Here is a 21,663-nt window from a genome sequence, read left to right on the forward strand (position 1 = left end):
TATCACCTCTAGCGTATTTCATCAACAATTCCATCTCTTATGATGATTGTTTTCCCTTTTTCTATCTCTTCCCAGGGGGTACCCTTTTGAACCTCGATAATCGCCTGGACTTCTTTTTCTTTTAATTCACTTCCTAATGGTAGCATATGTAATTGTTCTATTTGAAAATCCAGCAGCTGGACTTTTTCATGCCTCATTTGAATTTCCTTTTCAAAGTGCTGTTTCAGAATGGCAGGATGCAGCTTTTTGGTTTTTTCCTGCTTTTTCAGTTCAAACCTCAGCTGATCACATTCTTTCTGAAGCTGCTTTTTTTTGGCCGCATAGCCTTCCAGCAGTTCGTGCTTGCTGTTCTCTGTCAGCACCTGCTTAACTGTAACCGTTTGGATAATGTTCATGTACAGCGCCTCCCAAATCATAATCCGAATGAAAAAACGGTGTAACTGACACTGCTGTCACATTCTTAGTTGGCGATGTTATTTTTTTAGATTGTAAAAAAAGGAGGGGAAACCCCTCCTTTTTTGGCTGCATCCTGCTCATGACAGGATAATTATTCGATGATCTCTAAAAAGATCTTCTTTTGTTCTGATGAACCTGCTGCATAAACAACGGTCCGTATTGCTTTCGCAACGCGCCCTTGCTTCCCAATTACTTTCCCCATGTCATTCTTGTTGACAGAAAGCTGGTAGGTTACGCGCTGATCCTCTTCTTGGACATTCACTTGAACATCTTCCGGAAAATCAACAAGGGGCTTAACAATCGTTTCGATAAGCTCTTTCATCTTATAATGAATTACTTACCGTTTTTAGCGTTATGGAATTTCTCCATAATGCCTTGCTTAGAGAAAAGGTTACGTACTGTATCAGATGGCTTAGCACCTGTCTGAAGCCATTTAAGAGCCAACTCTTCATTGATCTCAACGATCGCTGGTTGAGCAACCGGATTGTAAGTTCCTACTGTTTCAATGAAACGTCCGTCACGAGGAGAACGAGAATCAGCTACAACGATACGATAGAAAGGGTTTTTATGAGCACCCATACGCTTTAAACGAATTTTTACTGCCATTTTAAATAAGCACCTCCGAATAGTTTCACACAAGATAGTATAATATCAGATAGTTAATTAGTTTGTAAAGGTTTTTTTCTTTACATGTTATGAAAAGCTTAAATAGCGGCTTAAAAAGGGTTAAAAGGAAGCTTGAATGCACCTTTTTTCTTGCCTTTTTGCTGCATGCCTGCCATTTGCTTCATCATCTTTTTCATGTCTTCAAATTGCTTCAGCAGACGGTTAACTTCAGGGACGGTTCTTCCGCTTCCCTTGGCAATCCGTTTGCGGCGGCTTGAATTAATGATTTCCGGATGAGTTTTCTCTTCCTTAGTCATCGACTTAATAATGGCTTCAACGTGAGTGATTTGCTTCTCATCGATTTGCATATTATTCAAGCCTTTGATTTTGTTGGCGCCAGGCATCATTTTCAGAAGCTCATCAAGAGGTCCCATTTGGCGGACCTGACCAAGCTGATCCAAAAAGTCATCAAATGTGAAAGAAGCAGTGCGCATCTTCTGCTCAAGCTCTTTTGCCTTTTCTTCATCCACATTGGCCTGTGCTTTTTCAATTAGGGATAAGACATCCCCCATACCTAAAATACGGGATGCCATCCGTTCTGGATGGAACGCTTCAAGGGCATCCAGCTTTTCGCCCAGACCGACGAATTTAATCGGCGTGTTTGTTACGGATCTAATGGATAGAGCCGCACCGCCTCGGGTATCGCCATCCAGCTTTGTCAGGACTACTCCTGTAAGACCCAGCAGATCATTGAAGCTTTGTGCTACATTAACCGCATCTTGGCCAGTCATGGCATCTACAACAAGGAAAATTTCATCCGGATTGGAAAGCTCTTTGATTTGCTTTAGCTCATCCATTAAAGCTTCATCCACATGCAGTCTTCCTGCTGTATCGATTAGAACATAATCATTATGATCCTCTTTTGCCTTTGCGATCGCCTGTTTTGCAATTTCAACAGGACTGACTTGATCGCCAAGGGAGAAGACAGGCATATTCAGCTGTTTGCCAAGCGTTTCGAGCTGTTTAATCGCCGCAGGTCGGTAAATGTCTGCAGCAACCAGCATCGGATTGCGGTTATACTTTTTGCGGAGCAGGTTCGCAAGCTTTCCGGTTGTAGTCGTTTTACCGGCCCCCTGAAGACCGACCATCATAATGACTGTCGGCGGGCGATTGGAAACAGCAATTTTGCTCTGCTCTCCACCCATCAGTTCCGTTAATTCTTCTTTAACAACCTTTATTACCTGCTGTCCCGGCGTCAGGCTCTTTAATACTTCCTGCCCGACAGCGCGTTCGCTGACTTTTTTGACGAACTCCTTGACAACTTTGAAGTTAACATCCGCTTCCAAAAGGGCGAGACGGACTTCACGCATCATTTCTTTTACATCCGCTTCATTAATTTTGCCTTTTCCGCGGATCTTCTGAATTGTATTTTGCAGTCGGTCGGCCAATCCTTCAAATGCCATAATGCCGCCTCCTAATCTAATTTCTCAAGCTCTGCCACTGCTTCTTCCAATGCCTGGCGGGAAGGGGAGCCTTCCCCCAGCATCTTTTTTATTTCTGCAATCAGCTTGCTGCGCTCTTGAAATTTATGAAATAATAGTAGCTTTTCTTCATACTCTTCAAGCATTGCTTCTGTTCTCTTAATGTTGTCATAAACCGCTTGCCGGCTAACATCATATTCCTCGGCAATCTCTCCAAGCGAAAAATCATCCAGGTAGTAAAGGGACATATAGCTTCTCTGCTTAGGAGTTAACAACGATTGATAGAAATCATAAAGGTAGTTCATCCTCGTTGTCTTTTCGAGCATCCCTATTCCCCCTTGTTAAGTGAAAAGCCTTTACAAAGTAAAGTTTACATAGAATTTCATATCATGTCAAGAAAATATCTTTACAGTGTTGGCAATACCTAATTCCGGGAGAGAGTTGAAGGTATCATTCAACTCTGATTTCATTTATTTTTTCCTGTTTTTTGCATCCAGCAGCCTTTTCATCCGCTCTTCTCTTTCTTTCGGCGAGGGTTCTGCTGAAGGTTGAGTCAGGTTCGGCTTCTTTGCTTTTGTTTTCTCCGGTGGTTCCTTTACAGGAATTTCTTCTTGAAGTTTAACAGGCGCCTGTTCGGAAGGAGACGGTTTTTTCCTGGAAGCTTTAAGTTTTGGTACCTTCTTAGGCGCATCTGGCTTTTCTTTTACTTTTCTGTTTTTCTTCAGAATTCCTGCTGCAAGACCCGTCAGACCAAAGCGCCTTACTGCAATTTCTGAAAAAAAGAGCAGAAATGCAGCGATAAGCAGCCATTCGCTGATTGGCTGTTTGGTGCTTGCCGGTTTTTTCAGCGGTCGGAATGCTTCTTCCCCGCTCGTGAGCATCTTGCCTCCAGTCATTTTTGAGAGTGACTGCAAATTCTCATTATTTGTTCCCTTTTGCAAATACTCCTCAGAATAGGGAATGGTAAAACCGGTCTGATGAACCTGAATATTCCCATTCTGATCTGTCTGTTTAATATTTAAAAAGTACATACCCGCATTTTCAGGCATCAGCGCCTCATATTTACCTGGCGCAGTAAGCCTCATATTGGCTTTTATCTGTTCACCTGTTTCAGACACGATGGATGTCTCAATAGGCAAAGAAATGCTTGCCGCAGACTCCAGGCTGAGCACTGTATTACCATCCTTGTTCTCAACATCAACCCTGTATGGTTCACTTTCATATTGCGGCAGTGTTTTAGTAACAAGCTGATTAATATAGGTCGGCCACTTTTCCCAGCTTGCCCATTCTCCCGACCACTTGCCTGAGATGTCGGATGTAAAGGCCGCTGTCCATCCCATTCCATATTGCCATTCAGCAAGTACCGGGTCTTTTTTTTCACTTAACAGCGGCACCTGTGCCCGCGGCTTAGCAGTGGAAGCTATATAAGCATTCATTTCGGGCACACCTTTTTCAAAAAGGGAGGACCATTCAGGGTAAGGCTGGATAGTTGGGTAAAAAGGTTTGTCCTCGATATAAGTTCGCGTAGCCATTACGGTTTCACGTGATAAAATGCTTGGTATAACGGAAGAGTCTGTAACATCATAAAAACGCCCAGACCCCATTCCCGCAAGTTCTTCCAGCAGCCCTCTATCAGCATCCTGGCCAAGAGCAACAGTTGAGAGAGTGATATTCTTCTCTTTCCCGCTTTCAATTAAAAGCTCATAGTCTCCATTTGTGGCAGATTGGCCATCTGTCAGTAAAATGATATGCTTTCTCTGCAGCTGTAAATCTTCAAGCTCACTGTATGCCTGTTCCAGAGAGGTAAAGATTTCTGTCCCCCCGCCCGGTGTAATGGATTTGATTTTTTCAATTGCCTTTTGCTTATCCTTGAGAGGCTTAGTTTCAAGGATTTCCCATGGACGGTCATCAAATGCAATGAATCCGAGTGTATCTTCTTCACGCAGCAGTTCAACTGAACGGGCTGCCGCCTCTTTCGCCAATTCAATTTTATTTCCTGCCATGCTTCCAGAACGGTCCATAACTAACACAAGACCTAGGGAAGGCATTTCTTTCTTGCCTTTGATATCCATATCCACTGGAAGCAATTTCTCGATCGGAGTTTTAAAATAGCCCCCCAGCCCAAAGCTTTCTTCACCGCCAAACATAATAAAACCAGTGCCGAATTCTTTCACTGCCTTCTCCATCAAGATCATTTGCTGCTCTGAGATAACAGTTGCAGGGACATTATTAAAAATAATCGATTGATATTGCAAATAACCTGAGAGTACGGTCGGAAGCTTCTCTGGGATAACGATGTCTGTCTCCAGGCCTGAACCTTTTAAAAGATTTGCAAGATCGCCAGCTTCCTCTCCTTGTACGATCAGAACCTTAGGGGTACCCTTTACATTCACAACTGAGTGAAGTGCATTGTTTTCAGAGTAGGCATCCCGTTCTGCAGCTATCTCTGCTTTATATACCGTTAACCCTGCGGTATCCGCTTTGTGGGTAAACGTATAAACATTTTTCCCTTCGTTCACATGAACGGTTTCCTTTAATACTTCTTTATGATTTACCGATAGTCTGATATCAGCTTCTTTGGCAACGTTGCTGGTAACTTCTATTGTAATCGGAGCCTCTTCTCCTAAATATAGGGAAGGAGGAACGTTTAATTCTGAGATTGAGACATCGTCCCCTGCTGCTGTTGTTAATGGCACATGGTCAATCTCGATATTCCGATTTTTTAAAACTGCTGCAGCTTCCAGGCTATCGCCTTCCGTTTCATTCCCGTCCGTCATCAGGACAATTCTGCCGGAAGACTCCCTCGGAATGAGCGAAGCGGCAAATTGCAGCCCTGCTTCGAGATTGGATTGGGAATCTTCTGCCACTCCGTTAAATTCGTTTATAGCTTCACGGTTTCTGCCCAGATTCTGTTCAAGTACTGCATTTTTCCCAAAAGCAGCCACTGCGAATTGATCGTCATTTTTCCTGTGGCTGGTGCTGTTTTCTATCCAGGCAAGTGCTTCCTCATTCGTGCCAATGCTTGCAGAACGGTCGGCCAGAAATACGACGGTCTGTCCCTTTACCGGAAGAACCACCTGAGGAACGGTCAGTGCAATAATTAATAAAGAGAAAATGATCAGCCTCAAACCGGCAATCCAAAATTTTTCATTTCCTTTTCCGCTGTGATTTCGAATAAATAAAAAAACGATTATGACAACAGGAATCAGGAGGAGAAACAGGAAGGGATATTTAACCTCTATGCCCACGGCGATATACCTCCCATTCGATAACAATCAGGATTAAAGCTATGAACGCCAGCCAGAACCAGAGACTTTCATTAGGTCTTTGGGTCATGCTGCTTTTTTCAGATGATTTAGCATTCAGTGTAAAGGATTCTTCTGTTCCTGCACTTTTCTCCCTTTCATCCAGAAGGACAGAAAAATAATAAATTTGATTTCCAGATACAGCCTGGTAAGTTCCTGGGATTATAGGAGCTTTAAAGGTTTCCTTATTTAGATCAAGAGAGTATAGATTTTCGTCTTGATTATTGAAAATTTCCCAGCTTCCAGTTTCATTGCCGATATTTAACCATCTTTCTTCACCGGAGCTGAAATATCCGAGGAAATCTGATTGCTGAGATAGCCACTGGTAAGAGTTATACAGAAAGATTGGAAAACCGGGCAGGAGGGGCCAATCTGTGTCTGATAGATTAAAATTGACGATAATAATTGGCTGCCCATTATGCATTCCCCTTTGGACTAAAGGAATATCCCCGCTTTTCAATACAGTCTCCCATTCTCCTTTCAGAACGGAGGATGCAGAACTGATATACACCTTTTCAAAGTTTGCATATTCAAAAAGAGGATCCTCGTCCCCCGAAATTCCTTCTTCAAGTTTTGTTTTATCTTTGCTTGTATTAAAAAAGATTATCGGCAGCTCCGGGAGTCCCGATAGGGTGCTTCCTTCCGCCACAACGACACCTTTCATATCCAAACCCTTTAGAGCAGACGGATCTGTCTGCAGCAATTCGGCACCAATAGTTTGAAAACCCTTCACCGCAAAGGGATTTACATCTCCCAAAGTGTAAACCTTAGGTTTTGGGTCAGTGTAAATAGAGGCTGCATGATTATCTGCACTATAGCCATCGCTAATGGAGATAGCTGCCTCGTAGTAAGGTTTTTCCGGCAGATTTTTTATTTGAACGGTCTTCTCCTCATTTGTTTTTAATGATAGATTCTGTTCAAACAGGACTTCTCCCTCAGATTTCACTGTAAAAGCTGTCTCTATATTTCCAGAAGACTGGTTTTCTATCACTGCAGCTGCTGAAATACCATCACCGGCGGCAGCTGTTCCAAACGACTGCAGCGACACATTCCCTGCGTTCTCTCCAATATTATGTACAACAGTATATAGACCGGCCAATTCCTTCATTAAATCTTTCTTTCCAGCTGAGTCTGAAAAAATATGAAGAGCCGTGTCTTTTCCTGAAGATAAGGAGCCTGCCAAAAGAACGGCTTTTTCCATATTCTCATACTCATAAGTAAGCTCCAGCCCCTCAATGGTTCTTCGAATAGCATTAAGATCATCTTCCCGGCTTAAGAGAATCTCATTTTTCTCTCCTGCTTTAATTAAGCTTACCTGCTGGCCATTAAGCTTGCCTGCCAGATCAAGCATTTCCTCTTTTGCGATCTCAAAACGGCTTTTCCCTCCGCTTTCAGCCGACATAGAAGCGGATGGATCAATGATGATGATTATGTGCTCTCCTTTTAAAGAATCTTCAAGCCAAAATGGACGCACAAGGGCCAGCATCAATAATAGAAGTGCCAATAATTGCAGCCAAAATAACAGATTTTGCTGAAGCTTTTTCAGCCAGGGGGAAGCCTGCCATTCATTCAGCACCTGTTCCCAAAGCAAATTGGATGAATTCGTCTTTTCCTCATACTGCTTCCGAAAGAAATAAAATAGGACAACCGCTCCGATAAAAATGGATAAAATAAAATAAGCAGGATTTATGAATTGCATATCGCTCTCACCTGACCAGCCCCTTCGCATACAAATCCCTGAAAAGAACAGTCTGAAGATCTCTTGTTTCAGGGGCAAAGATATATTGGCCGCCATACCGCTTGCATAAAACCTCAAGCTGTTCATTATGTTCTCTTAGGCGCTTTTCATATTCGGCCAATACGGCAGGGCTCATGCTCACATTTACAGCGGTCCCTGTTTCACTATCAATTAACTTTACATCTCCAGAATATGACGGTGTCATTTCTTCATCAGCCTGCACCTGAAATAGCCAGAACTCCTGTTTCAGCCCTCTTAGCTTCCTAAAAAGGATTTCCCATTCCTGAAGCGGTTCAAAACCATCTGCTATTATTACAGCAAGCTGCTGGTGCTTTGAAAGAGTGTCTTTTAAGCTGCCCAGAAAGTTATTGGACAGAGCAAAGGGTTCAATATCCTGGATTTCCATGAATGTCCGCCTGCTGTAAACAGAGCCTTTTCTTTTGATAGGCTGTATGCCAGCAGAAGAAACAGGTGAAAACAGGAGCCGGTCTTCACCGGAAAGAATCATAAAGCTCAAAGCCGCAGCAAGAGCTTTGGCGTACTCCCATTTTTCTTCCATTTTGGTCATTGATGAAGTGGCATCCAGATAAACAGCAATAGACAGTTCCTGCTCATCAAGGAAACGTTTAATATAATGTTTTTGTGTTCTGCCATAGACATTCCAATCTATTTGCCGGATATCGTCTCCGGGCTGATATGCCCTGAAGTCAGAAAACTCCATGGAAGATCCGAATTTATGGGATTGCCTGGAACCTGAATGAAACCCTCTTTTCCTGGTCTTTACCGCAACTTTACGCTTCTGCAGCTTTCCAAGAAGGATTTGATGGCTGTTCATCAGCTCTTAGCTCCCCGGGAATTTTCTTTTATTAGACCTTCAATAATCGAATCTGCCGTAATCCCCGCAGCTTCTCCTTCAAAGTTTAAAATGAGGCGGTGTCGCAGAACGGGATAGGCAACATTTTTAAGGTCACCTATTGAAACATGGTACCTTCCTGAGCACAATGCTCTTGCTCTTGCCATATTTATCAGGCTCTGGAGTCCGCGGGGACCGCTTCCATATTGGACGTATTCTTTTACTGTTTCCGGTGCATCCTCTGAATCCGGATGTGTGGCAGTGATCAGCCATACAGCATAATCGAGAATATCCTCTGATACGAGGATTTCTCTTGTGAGTTCCTGAAGAGCAACTACATCATTCAGCCCGGCCGCTTTATTTAAATGAGTATTTTGCACACCTGTAGTTCTCCGGGCAATTTCTTTTAATTCTTTCTGTGTCGGATAAGCTACGTTCACCTTACAGATAAACCGGTCGGTTTGTGCCTCCGGCAGAGGATATGTTCCTTCCATGTCAATCGGGTTTTGAGTTGCAAGAACAAAAAATGGCTTTTCCATTCTTTTGGTTTCACCCATAATGGTAACCGTTTTTTCTCCCATTGCCTCAAGCAGGGCACTTTGTGTTTTAGGTGTTGCTCTGTTAATTTCATCTGCCAGGATGATGTTGGCGAATATGGGCCCTTTATGAAAGCTGAACGTTTGCCTGCCTGCTTCATCAGGCTGAAGCAGCATCGTTCCGGTTATATCGGATGGCATAATATCAGGGGTAAATTGAATACGGGAAAATTTCAGGTCCAGTACCTCTGCAATAGTCTTAATCAGCATCGTTTTACCAAGCCCCGGCAAACCTTCAAGCAAAACATGGCCGCCTGAGAAAATGCTCCATAATACTTGTTCGACTACTTCCTCCTGGCCTACTATAAATGATTGAATTTCATCTCTCACTCTTGCAATAATATCTGCTGCTTGTGCGAATTGCTGCTCTTTTTCCTGTGTTACGGACATTGAAGTCACTCCTTGTCAGGATCTATACTTGTAAAATAATTTTTTACGATTTCCTCTAAATCAGCCGGCAGCTTATACCGGTCGGTGCTCTGCCTGTATGACGACTCATAATTTCCAAATACCTCACTGTAAGGTCTGATACTTCCTTTTAAAACAGGGCCTTCCCCTTCAAACTGCTGGCCTGAAGTACCCTGCCCCAGGCTGCCATTGTCATTTTCAATATTCGTCTTCCCTTCCATGCCAGAAGGAATAGTGAGCAGATCCCTGGATCCCTGTCCAAGTCCGGCACCTCCACCCAGACCGCTGCTGCCTGAACCACTCCCTGCGCCTGAGCCTGAACCAGATCCTGATCCGGATCCTGAACCAGATCCTGATCCGGATCCTGAACCACTTCCGGAGCCGCTGCCATTTCCGCTGTTTGGGCTATTGCCAGGCTGATTTTGATTATTATTTTGCGGATTTGGATTATTCTGCTGCGCAGGCGGTGATGAATTAGGATTATTTGCCTGCCCCCCGGCTGCCCGGGAGGCGCAAAAGCAAGCTGTCCAGGCGGCATTCCATTGGCTGCCATTTGCTGCTGTAATGATAGACCTGAACTTTGAAGAGCTTTTTGAGCTGCTGCCAGCTGGTTTAAGAGCTCCTCTGATTGCAAAGCCTTCTCGAGCTGTTCAATAAGTTTTGACAGTTCCTCTTCAGATAGCTCCCCTTCACTGCCGGTAAGCTGTTTCAATGCATTGCTTTGTTCTTCATTAAGTTCCTTCCTTTGCTTTTGCTTCTCAAGTTTTGCTAATTCTTCCTGGAAAGAAGCCAGATCCTTCTCCTCTAGCATTCGGCTTAATTTCTTTAAACCGCTATTATCAAGGGTGTTTTTCATGCTTTCCAGGCTAAGAGATTTTTCTTTTTCTTTGATTGCCTTTAATTCGAGGCTTTTTGTTTGTTTCGCAAGCTCCTTCAAGGCATCCTCAGCAGACTTTTTTTCTGCAATCTTCTCTTTCGCTTTCTCTAATGCTTTTTTTACTTCAGGATTCTTTTCTTTTTCTGCTTTTTTCTCAAGTTCTTCTTTTGTTTCTTCAACTAACTTGTTTTCCTTCTCCCATTTTTGTGCCAATTCCATTTTTTCTCCCGGAATCATGTATAAAAGCACTGCCAGGCCTAGAAAAGCCAAACACATTAAAACAGGGTTAGGGTGAATGAAAACCTTCTTCCTGCCTAAAACCTGATGGTGTACCTTTTTCATATGCCTTACTGCATCTGCAAGCTGCAATCTTGCCAGAACAGCATCATCCAAAAGGAAAGAATGGGCTGTAATAACCCGATCTTCCGCTACAAACCTGTTATACAATGAAGCCGCCTGGATTATGTCAGGCCGCTTCTTCCAAACCCGAATAGCAGCAACAAAAACTGAGAGCAAAATAATCAGCAGGAAATAGTTTTGCAGATATGGGATAACGAAAATTCTTGCTAAAATCATAAGACAAAAGGCCAAGACAGCGGCTGCTAAAAGGAATACCTGAAATTCCTTAACAATCAGCTGAATGAGGAGCTGTCTTTTTACCGGTTTTAAGAGTTTAAGATATTGATTGCGGTCTTCCACCGTATCATTCCCTTATTATAAATTTCGGGCAATCCCCACTCCGGAGGATTTGCCCGAATAACCTACTAACCCTTTTTCATATTGGGACGGAGTTTTTTAATGCTAAGAAGCACAGCTCCAATGAAAATCAAAGTATATGAAATTAAGTATGAAATCCATAAAGGAAATTCAATGCCTGTTGATCTTGTAATTTCATTGGTCATTTCCGGCTCAAAGGTACTCATCAGAATAATGACCGGATTGAGCATAGCCGGGAAATATGCCAGCGGATTCGTCGGCTGAGTCCCAGTATACCCATATGCATTTGTTAACTGCATAAAAATTAAAGCAAGGAAAGCCGTTCCGCCTGCTAAAAATAAAGTAACCCCATAGGTGGTAACCATCGAGACAATGGTTTTTCTGATTAGCGTTGAAAATAAGACTCCAATGCTTCCGTAAACCACGATTGTAAACAAATAAAATCCCATTGTCGTAAGCAGCTGGCCTGGAGAAATACCTCCAAATAAAAACACAAAGCTATAAAGAGGCAAACTTGCCGCAATCAGCAATATTAAATATGAAATGGAAGAGATCAGCTTGCTTAATATTATGCTTGATGAGCTTTGAGTCGTCGTGAGCATGATATTTAAGGTCTGCCTCTCTCTTTCGCTGCTGATAACCCCTGCTGTTAATCCAGGGGTAATAAACAGAATCAAGCAAAGCTGCAATATAGATAAAACCATAAACATTGTCCGGCTCTGTTCCGGTTTAAAAAAGCCCTGCATGTTGTTTGACAGTGATTCAATAAAAATGAATCCAACAATGATTAGCCCTAATGCCAAGAGGTAAAATAGGACACCGAGGTAACTTTTAAAGCTTCGGAAGCGGAGCTTAAATTCTTTATTCAGTACAGGATTTACGACTAAATTCTTCATGTCAGCTCAACTCCCTTTGTAATTTCCATAAAGACATCTTCCAGGTCTGTTTCGGCTTCTGCAAAGCTGGTAATGGCCAGATTACTTAATATGGCTCTTTTAAGAAGTTCTGTTTGCTCTTCAGTCGTCCCTTTATAAATAAACTGAAAAGATAACCCATCCTCCAGCAAAGATAATTTAAAAATATTTGGATCATCTTCGAAAAAGGAGATGGCATTTTCAGCATTCCCATGAACTTTTACAAGAATCAGTCTTTCTCCTCTGAGCTGCGACTGGATATCACCAACAGACCCCTGAGCCACCAGTTTACCCTGATCAATAATGCCAATGGTATCGCACATTTCTGCAAGCTCAGGCAGAATATGTGAAGATATTAAAATCGTCTTGCCCATACTCTTCAATTCTTTTAATATTTCCCTCATTTCTACCCTTGCTCGCGGGTCAAGTCCTGATGCAGGTTCATCCAGAATCAGGACTTCAGGATCATGAATCAGACATCTTGCCAGGCATAGACGCTGTTTCATCCCTCTTGATAGAAGGTCCACATATGACTCTCTTTTATGTGACAAGTTGACAAGGTCGAGCAGCTGCGGAATCAGCTTCTCGCGTTCTGCGAATGGAATACCGTAACTTGCACCGTAGAAGTGAAGATATTCATCAGCCTTAAGCTGATCATAAACCCCGAAGAAGTCCGGCATATAGCCAATTTGCTTTCTTACGAGCTTTGGCTCCTTTTGCACATCATACCCGTTTACGTAAGCCGATCCCGAAGTTGGGGCAAGCAGGGTTGCCAAAATGGAAAAGGTTGTGGATTTTCCTGCACCATTTTGTCCGACAAAACCAAAGACACTGCCTTTTTCAATAGTAAGATTTAAGGAATCCAGTGCTGTGAATTTTCCATATCGTTTCGTTAAATCTAATATTTCAATCATTTCGGCACCTCCCCTTTTATTGTTACAGCCGGCAATGGAACGAATGGATCTCCCTGTGAAGATTTAATAAGCTTCAAAACAAATCGGCCCTCTTTTGAAACATACTGAGACAAGTCATCTTTACTTGTCAGCTTTAAGCTCCTTTGATCCGGTTCAATCGGCAGCCATTCACCTGTTTTATGGTTTTTTAATGAATATTGTACGTTTTGGCTATTAATCCTTACCGAAATTTCTTCCAGTTTATAGGTTTTCTCTTTAAGCTGTTTCGGCAGGCTTAGAGAATATTCATATTCACCGTCTTCAAGCATCATTTCACCACTCGTGCTGTCCATGCCTTTTTCATAAATCTGTCCCTTAATCACATTCCAATCAGCTGCCATCATGCCATCCTTCAATGTAAATTCGCCGGAAAACTCATTTTTGGCCTCAAATGGCTGAACAATCAGATTGGTGTTATTCTGTTTTGCTTTCTTCTCTTTCATGGTTACATCAATGACAGATTCTCTTGTAATTCCTGCAAGGACTGGCTGTGCAAGATCTCCGAGCAGAAATGTATTGGAAGCATATTGAAGCCTTTCTCTTCTTAATTTATTTATATCATTTTGGCTATTGGCAGGATTTCCTCCATTAAACGCTCCTCCGTACGGTCTGCTCAGAAGGGACTGTTTTGTGGCTTTATCTACTTTAATGGTCTCACCTTTTTTGATTGAACCCAGTCTAATTGCTTCATTTCCTGACCAAATATATAACTCTTCAAAATCGAAGTCACTTTGGTTTTGAATTGTTCCTGTTAATCTTTTTTCCTTAAGGGTGATATCTGCTGTCAGTTTCCCATTTATTTCTGTTTGAGCTTTTCCGTAAATGGTTTTGGATGACCAATATTCTACCTCCGGGAAAATTATCTCATTGTTTTTTACTCTTTCAGCCATAATTCCGCCCCTAAGCGGGTCAGATGAGGTGGAATTGTTTGAATAAACCACAGCATTATATTCACCTTTTGGCATTGAGAGGATGTATTCACCGCTTTTATTTGACAGCAGGGTTGAAGCCTGATAACCGGTAAGCAGATTGTTATTCACTTTATATATCCCCATCTGGTTCAGCTGCGGCTGAGAAATTCTGTCTTTTGCCCCCATTCCAAAGACAGCTGAACCCATTAAAATGGCAATAGAAGGAATGATCCACCAGGAATGCTCCCGTTTATCAAGCTTTCTTAACACAAAATAAAGCACAGGCACGATTAGAATAATATAACCGGCAAAAAGTCCAATAAGCTGTCCGACTGAAAAATTGGATGCAGGAAAGAATTCATTTATTTCTGCAAATTCCCAATAAAGCTGATCAAGATAATCCTGTGAATAGGGGGTTGATCCATTGCCTGACCCTGACGCCTGTTTCATATAGCCTTCAAACCATGTGTCATATCCCTGCCATGAAGATAAAGGCTCATCCCCCAGTGAAAAAGCTGTCTGCAAAATTGTCCCGCTTCCATACTCCTTTTTCAACGCTGCAGGGAGATCACCGCTTTTTGCAATAACTTCTGCACTCTTATCAACCGGACCAGTGAAGAAGTTGAGCTCATCAAATTTTGGCTCCTCTCCCTTCGCCGGCTGCAGGAATTTGACTGGGGCGGATGCCTCATTTTCTGATTTCATCGGCAGCAGTGAATATATATCTCCATAGGAGCCGCTTGCATCCGGGCCTCCTCCGGCAATCAGTGTTCCACCACTGAATATCCAGTCCCTTATAGCTTTTTGCTGTTTTTCACTGAGCTGTGAAACCTTAAATTCATCAATAAGCAAGTAATCGAGTGTCTCAAGCCCAATTGCATTATCCGGCAAATCTTCCCCTTTAAGTTCAAGCAGCGATTTAGAAGGAAGTGTCCGAAGCTCTTTTACACGGTCATAGTTTTCACTTAGAACTCCAATTACTTCAGTAGCCATATCTACAAATTTAGGTTTTAGTGTATTTTCACCTTTAAAACTAACTTTCTTTCCGTCTTTCCAATCTCCTTCATAAAGATTCAGCAATGGAATGTTCTGATACATGGAGGGATGGTCCTCCGTCATTCCAGGTATGGAAACCTGATATTCCTTAGCTGTTCCGGCAGGCAGCTCTACTTTTACAGAAACCGCACCACTGGTATTGTAGGATGGATGGTAACTTATCAGCAAATCACCGCTAAAGGATTCACCTGAATTTTCCATCTTTATACGCAGAGGAAATCCCTCTCCTCTTTTTACTTTTCCGCCAAAGCCTTCATCGAGAGTAACTTTAATGCCTGTACCGGCTGCTTCTGCTGATTGGAATGGATGAAACATTAATACAAAGCAGAATAAAACCATAATGATTACTTTTAATTTACCGTGCAACCCAATCTCCCCTTTAAGTATCGTAAGTATTAGCTTTTTATATTTATAGGCAGCTTTTATAACTATAAATTATTGCCAGCCTGATAACTTCTTCCATTGTATAGACGCAGCTTAATGACAAAAAGTTCCTGAGGATATTAAAATAATTTGTTATAGAAGTTAACCTTGATGAAGAACAGCATCATTACAGTGTAATTTTACACCACAAATTACACTTATTAAACTATTTTTTATTTTTTCTTGCTATTATCTATAATATAAAAAACAGCCTGAGAACCGATTTGAACTATACCCCGGATAGCGGACACTGATAAAAAAGTGCCCCTATCTGGGGTTTTTTGTGTTTCAATAGATTTAATGAATATGGGCGGAGGATTAACATGAGTAAGAATATTTATAATGAATTTCAAATTAAAGAGCTTGAAAAGAATCCTAATGTTTTATGCGCTTCTGAAAGGTCAATCTCCTATAGTCCTGAGTTTAAGCTAAAAGCAGTTACGGATTATAAAAATGGAAAAGCACCGTCGCAAATCTTTATTGAACAGGGCTTCGACCTGGACATGATCGGTAAGAAACAACCCCAGCGTTGTCTTAAACGTTGGAGGGATTCATATGAAAGGTTTGGAAAGGAAGGTTTCCTTACGGAACGTAGAGGCAAAGGGAGTACCGGGCGTCCTTCTTTAAAGCAACTTTCCGTAGAAGAGAAATTAAAAAAAGCTGAAGCAAGAATTAAATTCCTTGAGGCAGAGAATGACTTCTTAAAAAAGCTGGAAGAGTTAGAAAGGCAGGCGTTGAAGAAGAAACGATATTAACGGCAGCTGAGAAGTTTTCGCTGATCGAGAAAACAATCAGAATTCATCAGTTAAATAAAGTTGTTTCCTACCTGTGTGAACTGGCAGGTGTCAGTCGAAGTGGCTACTATGATTGGTTGAAGGCTGCACCATTGCGGGCACAACGTGACGATCAGGATGAATTGGACATAGAGTTAATCCGAGAAATTTTCATAAGCAAAAGAGAAAAAGTAGGTGCCCTCCAGATTAAAATGGTTATGGAGAATGAGTATTCAGCTGTAATGAACCACAAGAAGATTAGACGTTTAATGGCAAAATATAATCTTGTAGCTAAGATAAGGAAAGCCAATCCATATCGTAAGATGGCTAAGGCAACTCAGGAACATCGAACCTGCCCTAACCTTCTTGACCGTGAATTCAATCAGGAAGTGCCAGGAAAAGTTCTGCTTACTGATATTACTTATCTTTATTATGGAAAGGGCCAAAAAGCATATTTATCCTGCGTAAAGGACGGAGCTACAAAAGAAATTCTTGCCTACTACCTTTCCACGTCTTTAGAGATGGATATTGTTTATAAAACGTTAAAAAAGTTAAAGACAGCTGTTGGCAACCACTTTCATCCAGAGGCCATATTGCATTCTGACCAAGGAATGCACTACACGCATCCTCTATTCCAAAGCAAAGTAAAAAGGCTTGGCCTAACTCAGTCAATGTCCCGAAAGGGAAACTGTTGGGATAACGCACCAATGGAAAGTTTCTTTGGACATTTTAAAGACTTATCAGAGTATAAATCACTTGATAATATAAAGGATGTAAAGAAAGAAGTAGATCGTGTAATCGAAGAATATAATCATCATCGTTATCAATGGGGCTTAAATAAAATGACCCCGGCACAATACCGGGGTCACTTATTAGCTGCATAGCGCTTTTTTATAAACTGTCCGTAAATGGGGGTACAGTTCAATTCTCAGGCTGTTTTTTATATTATTATACTTCCTCTTCTTCTGCTTCTTTTTCAACAATGTCGGCAAAGAGTCCATAAACATATTGTTCTGCATTGAATTCCTGCAGATCATCCATTTTTTCACCTAAACCTACAAATTTCACGGGTATCTCCAGCTCATTTCTGATTGCCAGAACGATGCCGCCTTTTGCAGTACCATCCAGCTTTGTAAGAACGATGCCGGAAACATCTGTTGCTTCCTTGAAGGTCTTAGCCTGAATCATGGCATTTTGTCCGGTTGTAGCGTCAAGAACGAGCAATACTTCGTGCGGGGCACCAGGTACTTCTCTTTCAATTACGCGCTTTACCTTTTCCAGCTCTTTCATTAAATTGACTTTATTTTGGAGGCGTCCCGCAGTATCACAGATTAATATATCTGCCTTGCGCGATTTTGCAGACTGAACAGCATCGTACATGACAGCTGCAGGGTCAGAACCGGCTCCCTGTTTAATGACATCCACACCGACACGTTCGCCCCATACCTCAAGCTGTTCAATCGCTCCTGCACGGAAAGTATCACCTGCTGCTAGAAGGACATTTTTCCCTTCACTTTTGAACTTATGGGCAAGCTTTCCGATTGTTGTTGTTTTTCCTACACCGTTAACACCAACAAACAGGATAACCGTAAGTCCATCTGTCTGTATATTTAATTCTGTAGAAGTTTCGCCTGCGCTGTCATAAATGTCTACAAGCTTCTCAGATATTACTGCCTGAACCTCGCGGGGATCCTGAATATTCTTGCGCTTTACTTCCCTTCTCAGCTCATCCACCAGTTCCATGACAGTGTCAAAACCGACATCCGCCCCAATTAATATTTCTTCCAGTTCCTCGAAAAATTCCTCATCCACTTTCCGGTACCTTGAAACAAGGTCATTTACCTTATTTGAAAAATTATCGCGCGTTTTGGTTAATCCGTCTTTAAATTTTTCAGTAACACTATCTGTCTGCATTGTGATTTTTTCTTTTAGTTTTTTAAAAAAACTCATATTTTCACTTCCTTAATGCAATATGTATAAGTACGGAACAATGCTCCACGCAGTTCCGCACTAAGCCTGTTATTGAGTAATTAATTCCCTGGTTTCTTCCAGGCGCACAGATACCAGTTTGGAGACACCGGATTCCTGCATGGTTACACCGTAAAGGACATCCGCTTCTTCCATTGTTCCTTTTCTGTGGGTGATAACGATGAACTGGGTTTCTGCGCTGTATCTTTTTAAGTATTGGCTGAACCTTTGTACATTCGCTTCATCCAAAGCAGCCTCAACTTCATCAAGAATACAGAATGGAACTGGCCGTACTTTCAAAATGGAAAACAGTAAAGCAATGGCTGTAAGTGCCCTTTCTCCCCAGATAATAATCCGAGGTTCTGCAATTTCTTTCCTGGCGGCTGTGCGACAATATCCACTCCTGTATTCAATAAATCTTCAGGCTGGGTCAAACGTAAATCCGCTCTGCCGCCGCCGAATAAAGATTGGAAAACCGACTCAAAATGAAAACGGATCCCTTCAAAGGTTTCTTCAAATCGCCTTTTCATTTCAACATCCATTTCACCAATTACCTGGAATAATGTATCTTTTGCTTCCTGAAGATCTGTTTTTTGCTCAAGCAGGAATTCATAGCGTTCCGATACTCTGTCATATTCCTCTATTGCTCCGAGATTTACTGCGCCAAGTTCCTCGATAGCCAGCTTTATGAGTTTTACTCTTTTTCGCGCTTCCTCAATTTCAATTTGCAGCGGGTATTCTTCCTTAGCCGCTTCAAAAGACAGCAGGTATTCTTCCCTTAAATGGTTAAGCCTATTCTCAAGCTCAACATCCAGCCGGTTCTGTTTAACTTCCTCATCTTTCAGCACTTCTACGAGGCCTTTATGCTGGCGTTTTAGTTCTTTCGCCTCAAGCTCAAGGTCCTCTAAAGCTGCTTGGAGCTTTAATCGCTCATTCCTTCTTGAAGCAATTAGTTCAAGCGTTTCATTCTTTTCATTCAGTTTTTGCTGTGCTGCTTTGTCCAGATGCTGTTCACCTGAAGAGCTGTTTGTCATTTCGGATGAAAGCAATTCTAAATCTTCTTTAACGGTTTTCAGCTTCTCCTGGGTAACAGCAAGCTCAGAATTTATGGCGGCCAGCTTGTCCTCCGAATGGTTCAGCTGCTCACTTTTGGAAGCAAAGCTAATTTTCAGCTCATTAATTTCAGATACTATAGTTTCCTTTGAAGTCTGCTGGGTGTTTTTTCTTTCTGTTAATGCTTTTATCTCCAGATCAAGATCAGCGATTTGCTTTTTCTGCTGATCTAATAAGACTGAAAGCTCGCTCTTTCTTGCCAGCAGTTTCTCTATATCTTGCGAAAATTGTGCTTTGTCCATATCATAAAGGGATAGGCGCTCATTAATGCTTTTCTCTTCAAACTCTGCTTCTAAAAGTTCTCCTTTTACCTTCTGTTCCATCAAACGAAGCTCTTCGCCTGTTTTTCTAAGCTGCTCAATGCGTAAATCCTGTTTTTGAATTTCACTTTTTTGCAGTTTTACTTGCTTTTCGAGATTTGCTGTTTTGGATTCCATATCCGTAATTCTGGACTTCAGTTCTTCAAGTTCACCCTTACGGGAAAGAATGGAAGTGCTTTTTTGTTTCACAGCTCCTCCGGTCATGGATCCGCCGGGATTAACCACATCTCCGTCAATGGTTACGAGCCTCACACGGTATTGAAGCAGCTTTGCAAGTTCATTAGCACCTTTAAGATCCCGGGCAATAACCACATTGCCAAGCAAGTTCTCGATAGCAGGCTGGTGCCTCTCTTCAAATTGTATCAGTGAAGCAGCTTCACCAATAAAGGCAGGGTGGCCAAGAACCGATTGTATTTGCGTGGTATTCAGCTTCTTCCCCTTAATTACACTTAAAGGCAAGAATGTGGCTCTGCCGTATGAATTCTTTTTCAGGAATTGAATGGCACTTCTCCCATCCTGTTCATCCTGTACAATGATATGCTGCATGGCACCGCCGAGAGCTGTTTCAATCGCAGTTTCGTACTCTTTTGGCACCTGAATTAACTCCGCAACGGCTCCTTCAATTCCCTGCAACCTACTGCCTCTTGCTTTCAATACTTCTTTTACCCCTTGGAAAAAACCCGAAAAATCCTCTTCCATTTCTTCAAGCATTTCCTGACGGGATTTCGCCTGCTGCAAATATTGATAAGCCTGATACAAGGTTTTTTCCTGCTTTTGATAATTATTCTTTAATGATTCAAGCTTGCGGTCTTCATTTCGGAATAAATGGACTTGATTTTCTAATTCCTTTTGCAGGTTTTCAAGATTGGATTGTATCTTTTGTTTTTTCTCTTCATTCTTCTTGCGGTCAGCAATATATTTTTCATTATCCATTTCAAGCCTTGAACTGCGCTGCCCCTGCTGACTCAGCTGCTGATCAATATTCTGCAATTCATTTCTTGAAGCTGCCTGGCTGTTCAGCACTTCAATATAATCACTTTTCAGTGATTCTATTGTTTCTTCTGTATTTTCACTGAATAGTTTGAGCTGCTCCTGCTTTTCCTTTAATGCTTTTTGAAGCTTTACAGCTTCTGCCTTTACTTTCTCCTTTAGAGCCGAGTGCTTTTCTTTCTGCTCTATTAACTCAGCAATCTTCAAAGTAAGTTCTTTCATATTTCTTTGAAGCTGGTCTTTATTCTGGCTGGCATTTTTCTTTCGCTCTTTGAGCACTTCTTTTCTGCCTTCCAGTTTTTCGAGCTCTTCACTAGCATGAAGGAGGACATCCTGCAGATCATTGACTGATTCATCAATTGCTGCTATATGATCCTTTAACTCTTCCAATTTCGCCTCTTTGTTGTGAATAACGGCCGAAAGCTTCATTTCATCTTCCGTATGCAGCTCGAGCTGACGTGAAAGCTGCTCCCATTTTGAATGCAGATCCTCGATCTCATAAACGGTAAGGGCAACCTCAATTTTCTCCAGCTCTTCTTTCTGCTGCAGATAATCTTTTGCGATTGAGGCCTGTATTTTTAAAGGCTCTACCTGGGTTTCCAGTTCATGAAGAATATCATTCACCCTGTTTAGGTTATCCTGGGTTTCAGAAAGCTTGCCTTCCGCCTTTTTCTTTCTTGTCTTGTATTTAAGTACGCCTGCCGCTTCTTCAAATATAGTCCGGCGTTCTTCAGCTTTGCTGTTTAGAATCTCTTCAACTCTGCCCTGGCTTATGATTGAAAAAGCTTCCCTGCCAAGGCCTGAATCCATAAATAAATCTACAATATCTTTAAGTCTGCATGTTTGCTTATTGATCAGGTATTCACTGTCTCCGGACCGGTAGACTCTTCTTGTAACACTGACTTCGCTGTAATCGATCGGCAGACCCTGTTCTGCGTTATCAAGCGTCAGTGTCACCTCTGCAAAATTCTGTGCTCTCCGGGAATCACTGCCCGCAAAAATGACATCCTCCATTTTCGCACCCCGAAGGGACTTAGCTGATTGTTCACCCAATACCCAGCGGATGGCATCAGTAATGTTGCTTTTCCCGCTTCCATTTGGACCGACAACTGCTGTGACGCCTGGAACAAAATCAACCGTTATCCGCTCAGCAAACGACTTAAATCCAATAACATCAAGCCTTTTTAAAAACAACCTTGGTCCCC

The 21,663-nt window shown here is 42.0% G+C and carries 15 protein-coding genes and 1 pseudogene; 1 reads left to right on the forward strand and 15 read right to left on the reverse strand.

Going from position 1 to position 21,663, the window contains the following annotated elements:
• Positions 1-8: 8 nt before the first annotated feature.
• The 13 genes from LLY41_RS15145 to LLY41_RS15205 all read right to left on the reverse strand — a co-directional run bounded on the left by LLY41_RS15145 (position 9) and on the right by LLY41_RS15205 (position 15,237).
• Entirely contained in the window at positions 9-395 is a 387-nt protein-coding gene (locus LLY41_RS15145) for a YlqD family protein (protein WP_304585777.1), read from the reverse strand.
• Positions 396-547: 152 nt separating this feature from the next.
• Positions 548-778 carry a KH domain-containing protein gene (locus LLY41_RS15150; RefSeq protein WP_009330783.1) on the reverse strand — a complete coding sequence of 77 codons (231 nt, stop codon included), beginning with the start codon at positions 776-778 and terminating at the stop codon, positions 548-550.
• Between the two features lie 11 nt (positions 779-789).
• Positions 790-1,062 (reverse strand): 30S ribosomal protein S16, encoded by a 273-nt coding sequence (rpsP, locus tag LLY41_RS15155; protein ID WP_009330784.1) that lies wholly within the window; start codon positions 1,060-1,062, stop codon positions 790-792.
• Between the two features lie 110 nt (positions 1,063-1,172).
• The gene (ffh, locus tag LLY41_RS15160) at positions 1,173-2,525 is read right to left on the reverse strand and encodes a signal recognition particle protein (protein WP_304585778.1); all 1,353 of its coding nucleotides are present in this window, start codon (positions 2,523-2,525) and stop codon (positions 1,173-1,175) included.
• Between the two features lie 11 nt (positions 2,526-2,536).
• Complete coding sequence (locus LLY41_RS15165) at positions 2,537-2,869, reverse strand: putative DNA-binding protein (protein ID WP_304585779.1); 333 nt, start codon at positions 2,867-2,869, stop codon at positions 2,537-2,539.
• A 144-nt stretch (positions 2,870-3,013) separates the two neighbouring features.
• Positions 3,014-5,791 (reverse strand): VWA domain-containing protein, encoded by a 2,778-nt coding sequence (locus LLY41_RS15170; protein ID WP_304585780.1) that lies wholly within the window; start codon positions 5,789-5,791, stop codon positions 3,014-3,016.
• Positions 5,775-7,547 (reverse strand): vWA domain-containing protein, encoded by a 1,773-nt coding sequence (locus LLY41_RS15175; protein WP_304585781.1) that lies wholly within the window; start codon positions 7,545-7,547, stop codon positions 5,775-5,777. The genes LLY41_RS15170 and LLY41_RS15175 overlap by 17 nt, the downstream gene beginning before the upstream one ends.
• Before the next feature lie 7 nt (positions 7,548-7,554).
• Positions 7,555-8,421 carry a DUF58 domain-containing protein gene (locus tag LLY41_RS15180; protein WP_304585782.1) on the reverse strand — a complete coding sequence of 289 codons (867 nt, stop codon included), beginning with the start codon at positions 8,419-8,421 and terminating at the stop codon, positions 7,555-7,557.
• Positions 8,421-9,425: an AAA family ATPase gene (locus LLY41_RS15185; RefSeq protein WP_304585783.1), complete on the reverse strand. Its 1,005-nt coding sequence runs from the start codon at positions 9,423-9,425 to the stop codon at positions 8,421-8,423. The genes LLY41_RS15180 and LLY41_RS15185 overlap by 1 nt, the downstream gene beginning before the upstream one ends.
• Positions 9,426-9,573: 148 nt before the next feature.
• Positions 9,574-11,019 carry a hypothetical protein gene (locus LLY41_RS15190; RefSeq protein ID WP_304585784.1) on the reverse strand — a complete coding sequence of 482 codons (1,446 nt, stop codon included), beginning with the start codon at positions 11,017-11,019 and terminating at the stop codon, positions 9,574-9,576.
• Positions 11,020-11,084: 65 nt separating this feature from the next.
• Positions 11,085-11,933, reverse strand: coding sequence for an ABC transporter permease (locus LLY41_RS15195; protein WP_304585785.1), 849 nt, complete (start codon positions 11,931-11,933; stop codon positions 11,085-11,087).
• Positions 11,930-12,865, reverse strand: a complete 936-nt coding sequence (locus tag LLY41_RS15200) for an ABC transporter ATP-binding protein (protein WP_304585786.1) — start codon at positions 12,863-12,865, stop codon at positions 11,930-11,932. The genes LLY41_RS15195 and LLY41_RS15200 overlap by 4 nt, the downstream gene beginning before the upstream one ends.
• Entirely contained in the window at positions 12,862-15,237 is a 2,376-nt protein-coding gene (locus LLY41_RS15205; protein ID WP_304585787.1) for a DUF8725 domain-containing protein, read from the reverse strand. The genes LLY41_RS15200 and LLY41_RS15205 overlap by 4 nt, the downstream gene beginning before the upstream one ends.
• 380 nt (positions 15,238-15,617) lie before the next feature.
• Between LLY41_RS15205 and LLY41_RS15210 the strand changes: the two genes are divergently transcribed.
• Positions 15,618-16,951, forward strand: a protein-coding gene (locus LLY41_RS15210; RefSeq protein ID WP_252219584.1) for an IS3 family transposase whose coding sequence is annotated in 2 segments (ribosomal slippage) — positions 15,618-15,990 and positions 15,990-16,951 — 1,335 coding nt in all. Because the reading frame shifts where the segments join, the coding sequence is not laid out codon by codon here.
• 64 nt (positions 16,952-17,015) lie between these two features.
• Here LLY41_RS15210 and ftsY read toward each other — a convergent pair.
• Both ftsY and smc read right to left on the reverse strand, forming a co-directional pair.
• Positions 17,016-18,017 carry a signal recognition particle-docking protein FtsY gene (ftsY, locus tag LLY41_RS15215; RefSeq protein WP_095242325.1) on the reverse strand — a complete coding sequence of 334 codons (1,002 nt, stop codon included), beginning with the start codon at positions 18,015-18,017 and terminating at the stop codon, positions 17,016-17,018.
• Positions 18,018-18,086: 69 nt separating this feature from the next.
• A pseudogene (gene smc, locus LLY41_RS15220) lies at positions 18,087-21,652 on the reverse strand (chromosome segregation protein SMC).
• Between the last annotated feature and the right edge of the window lie 11 nt (positions 21,653-21,663).

Origin of the sequence: Cytobacillus firmus, assembly GCF_023612095.1 — a bacterium.
Lineage (GTDB): Bacteria > Bacillota > Bacilli > Bacillales > Cytobacillaceae > Cytobacillus.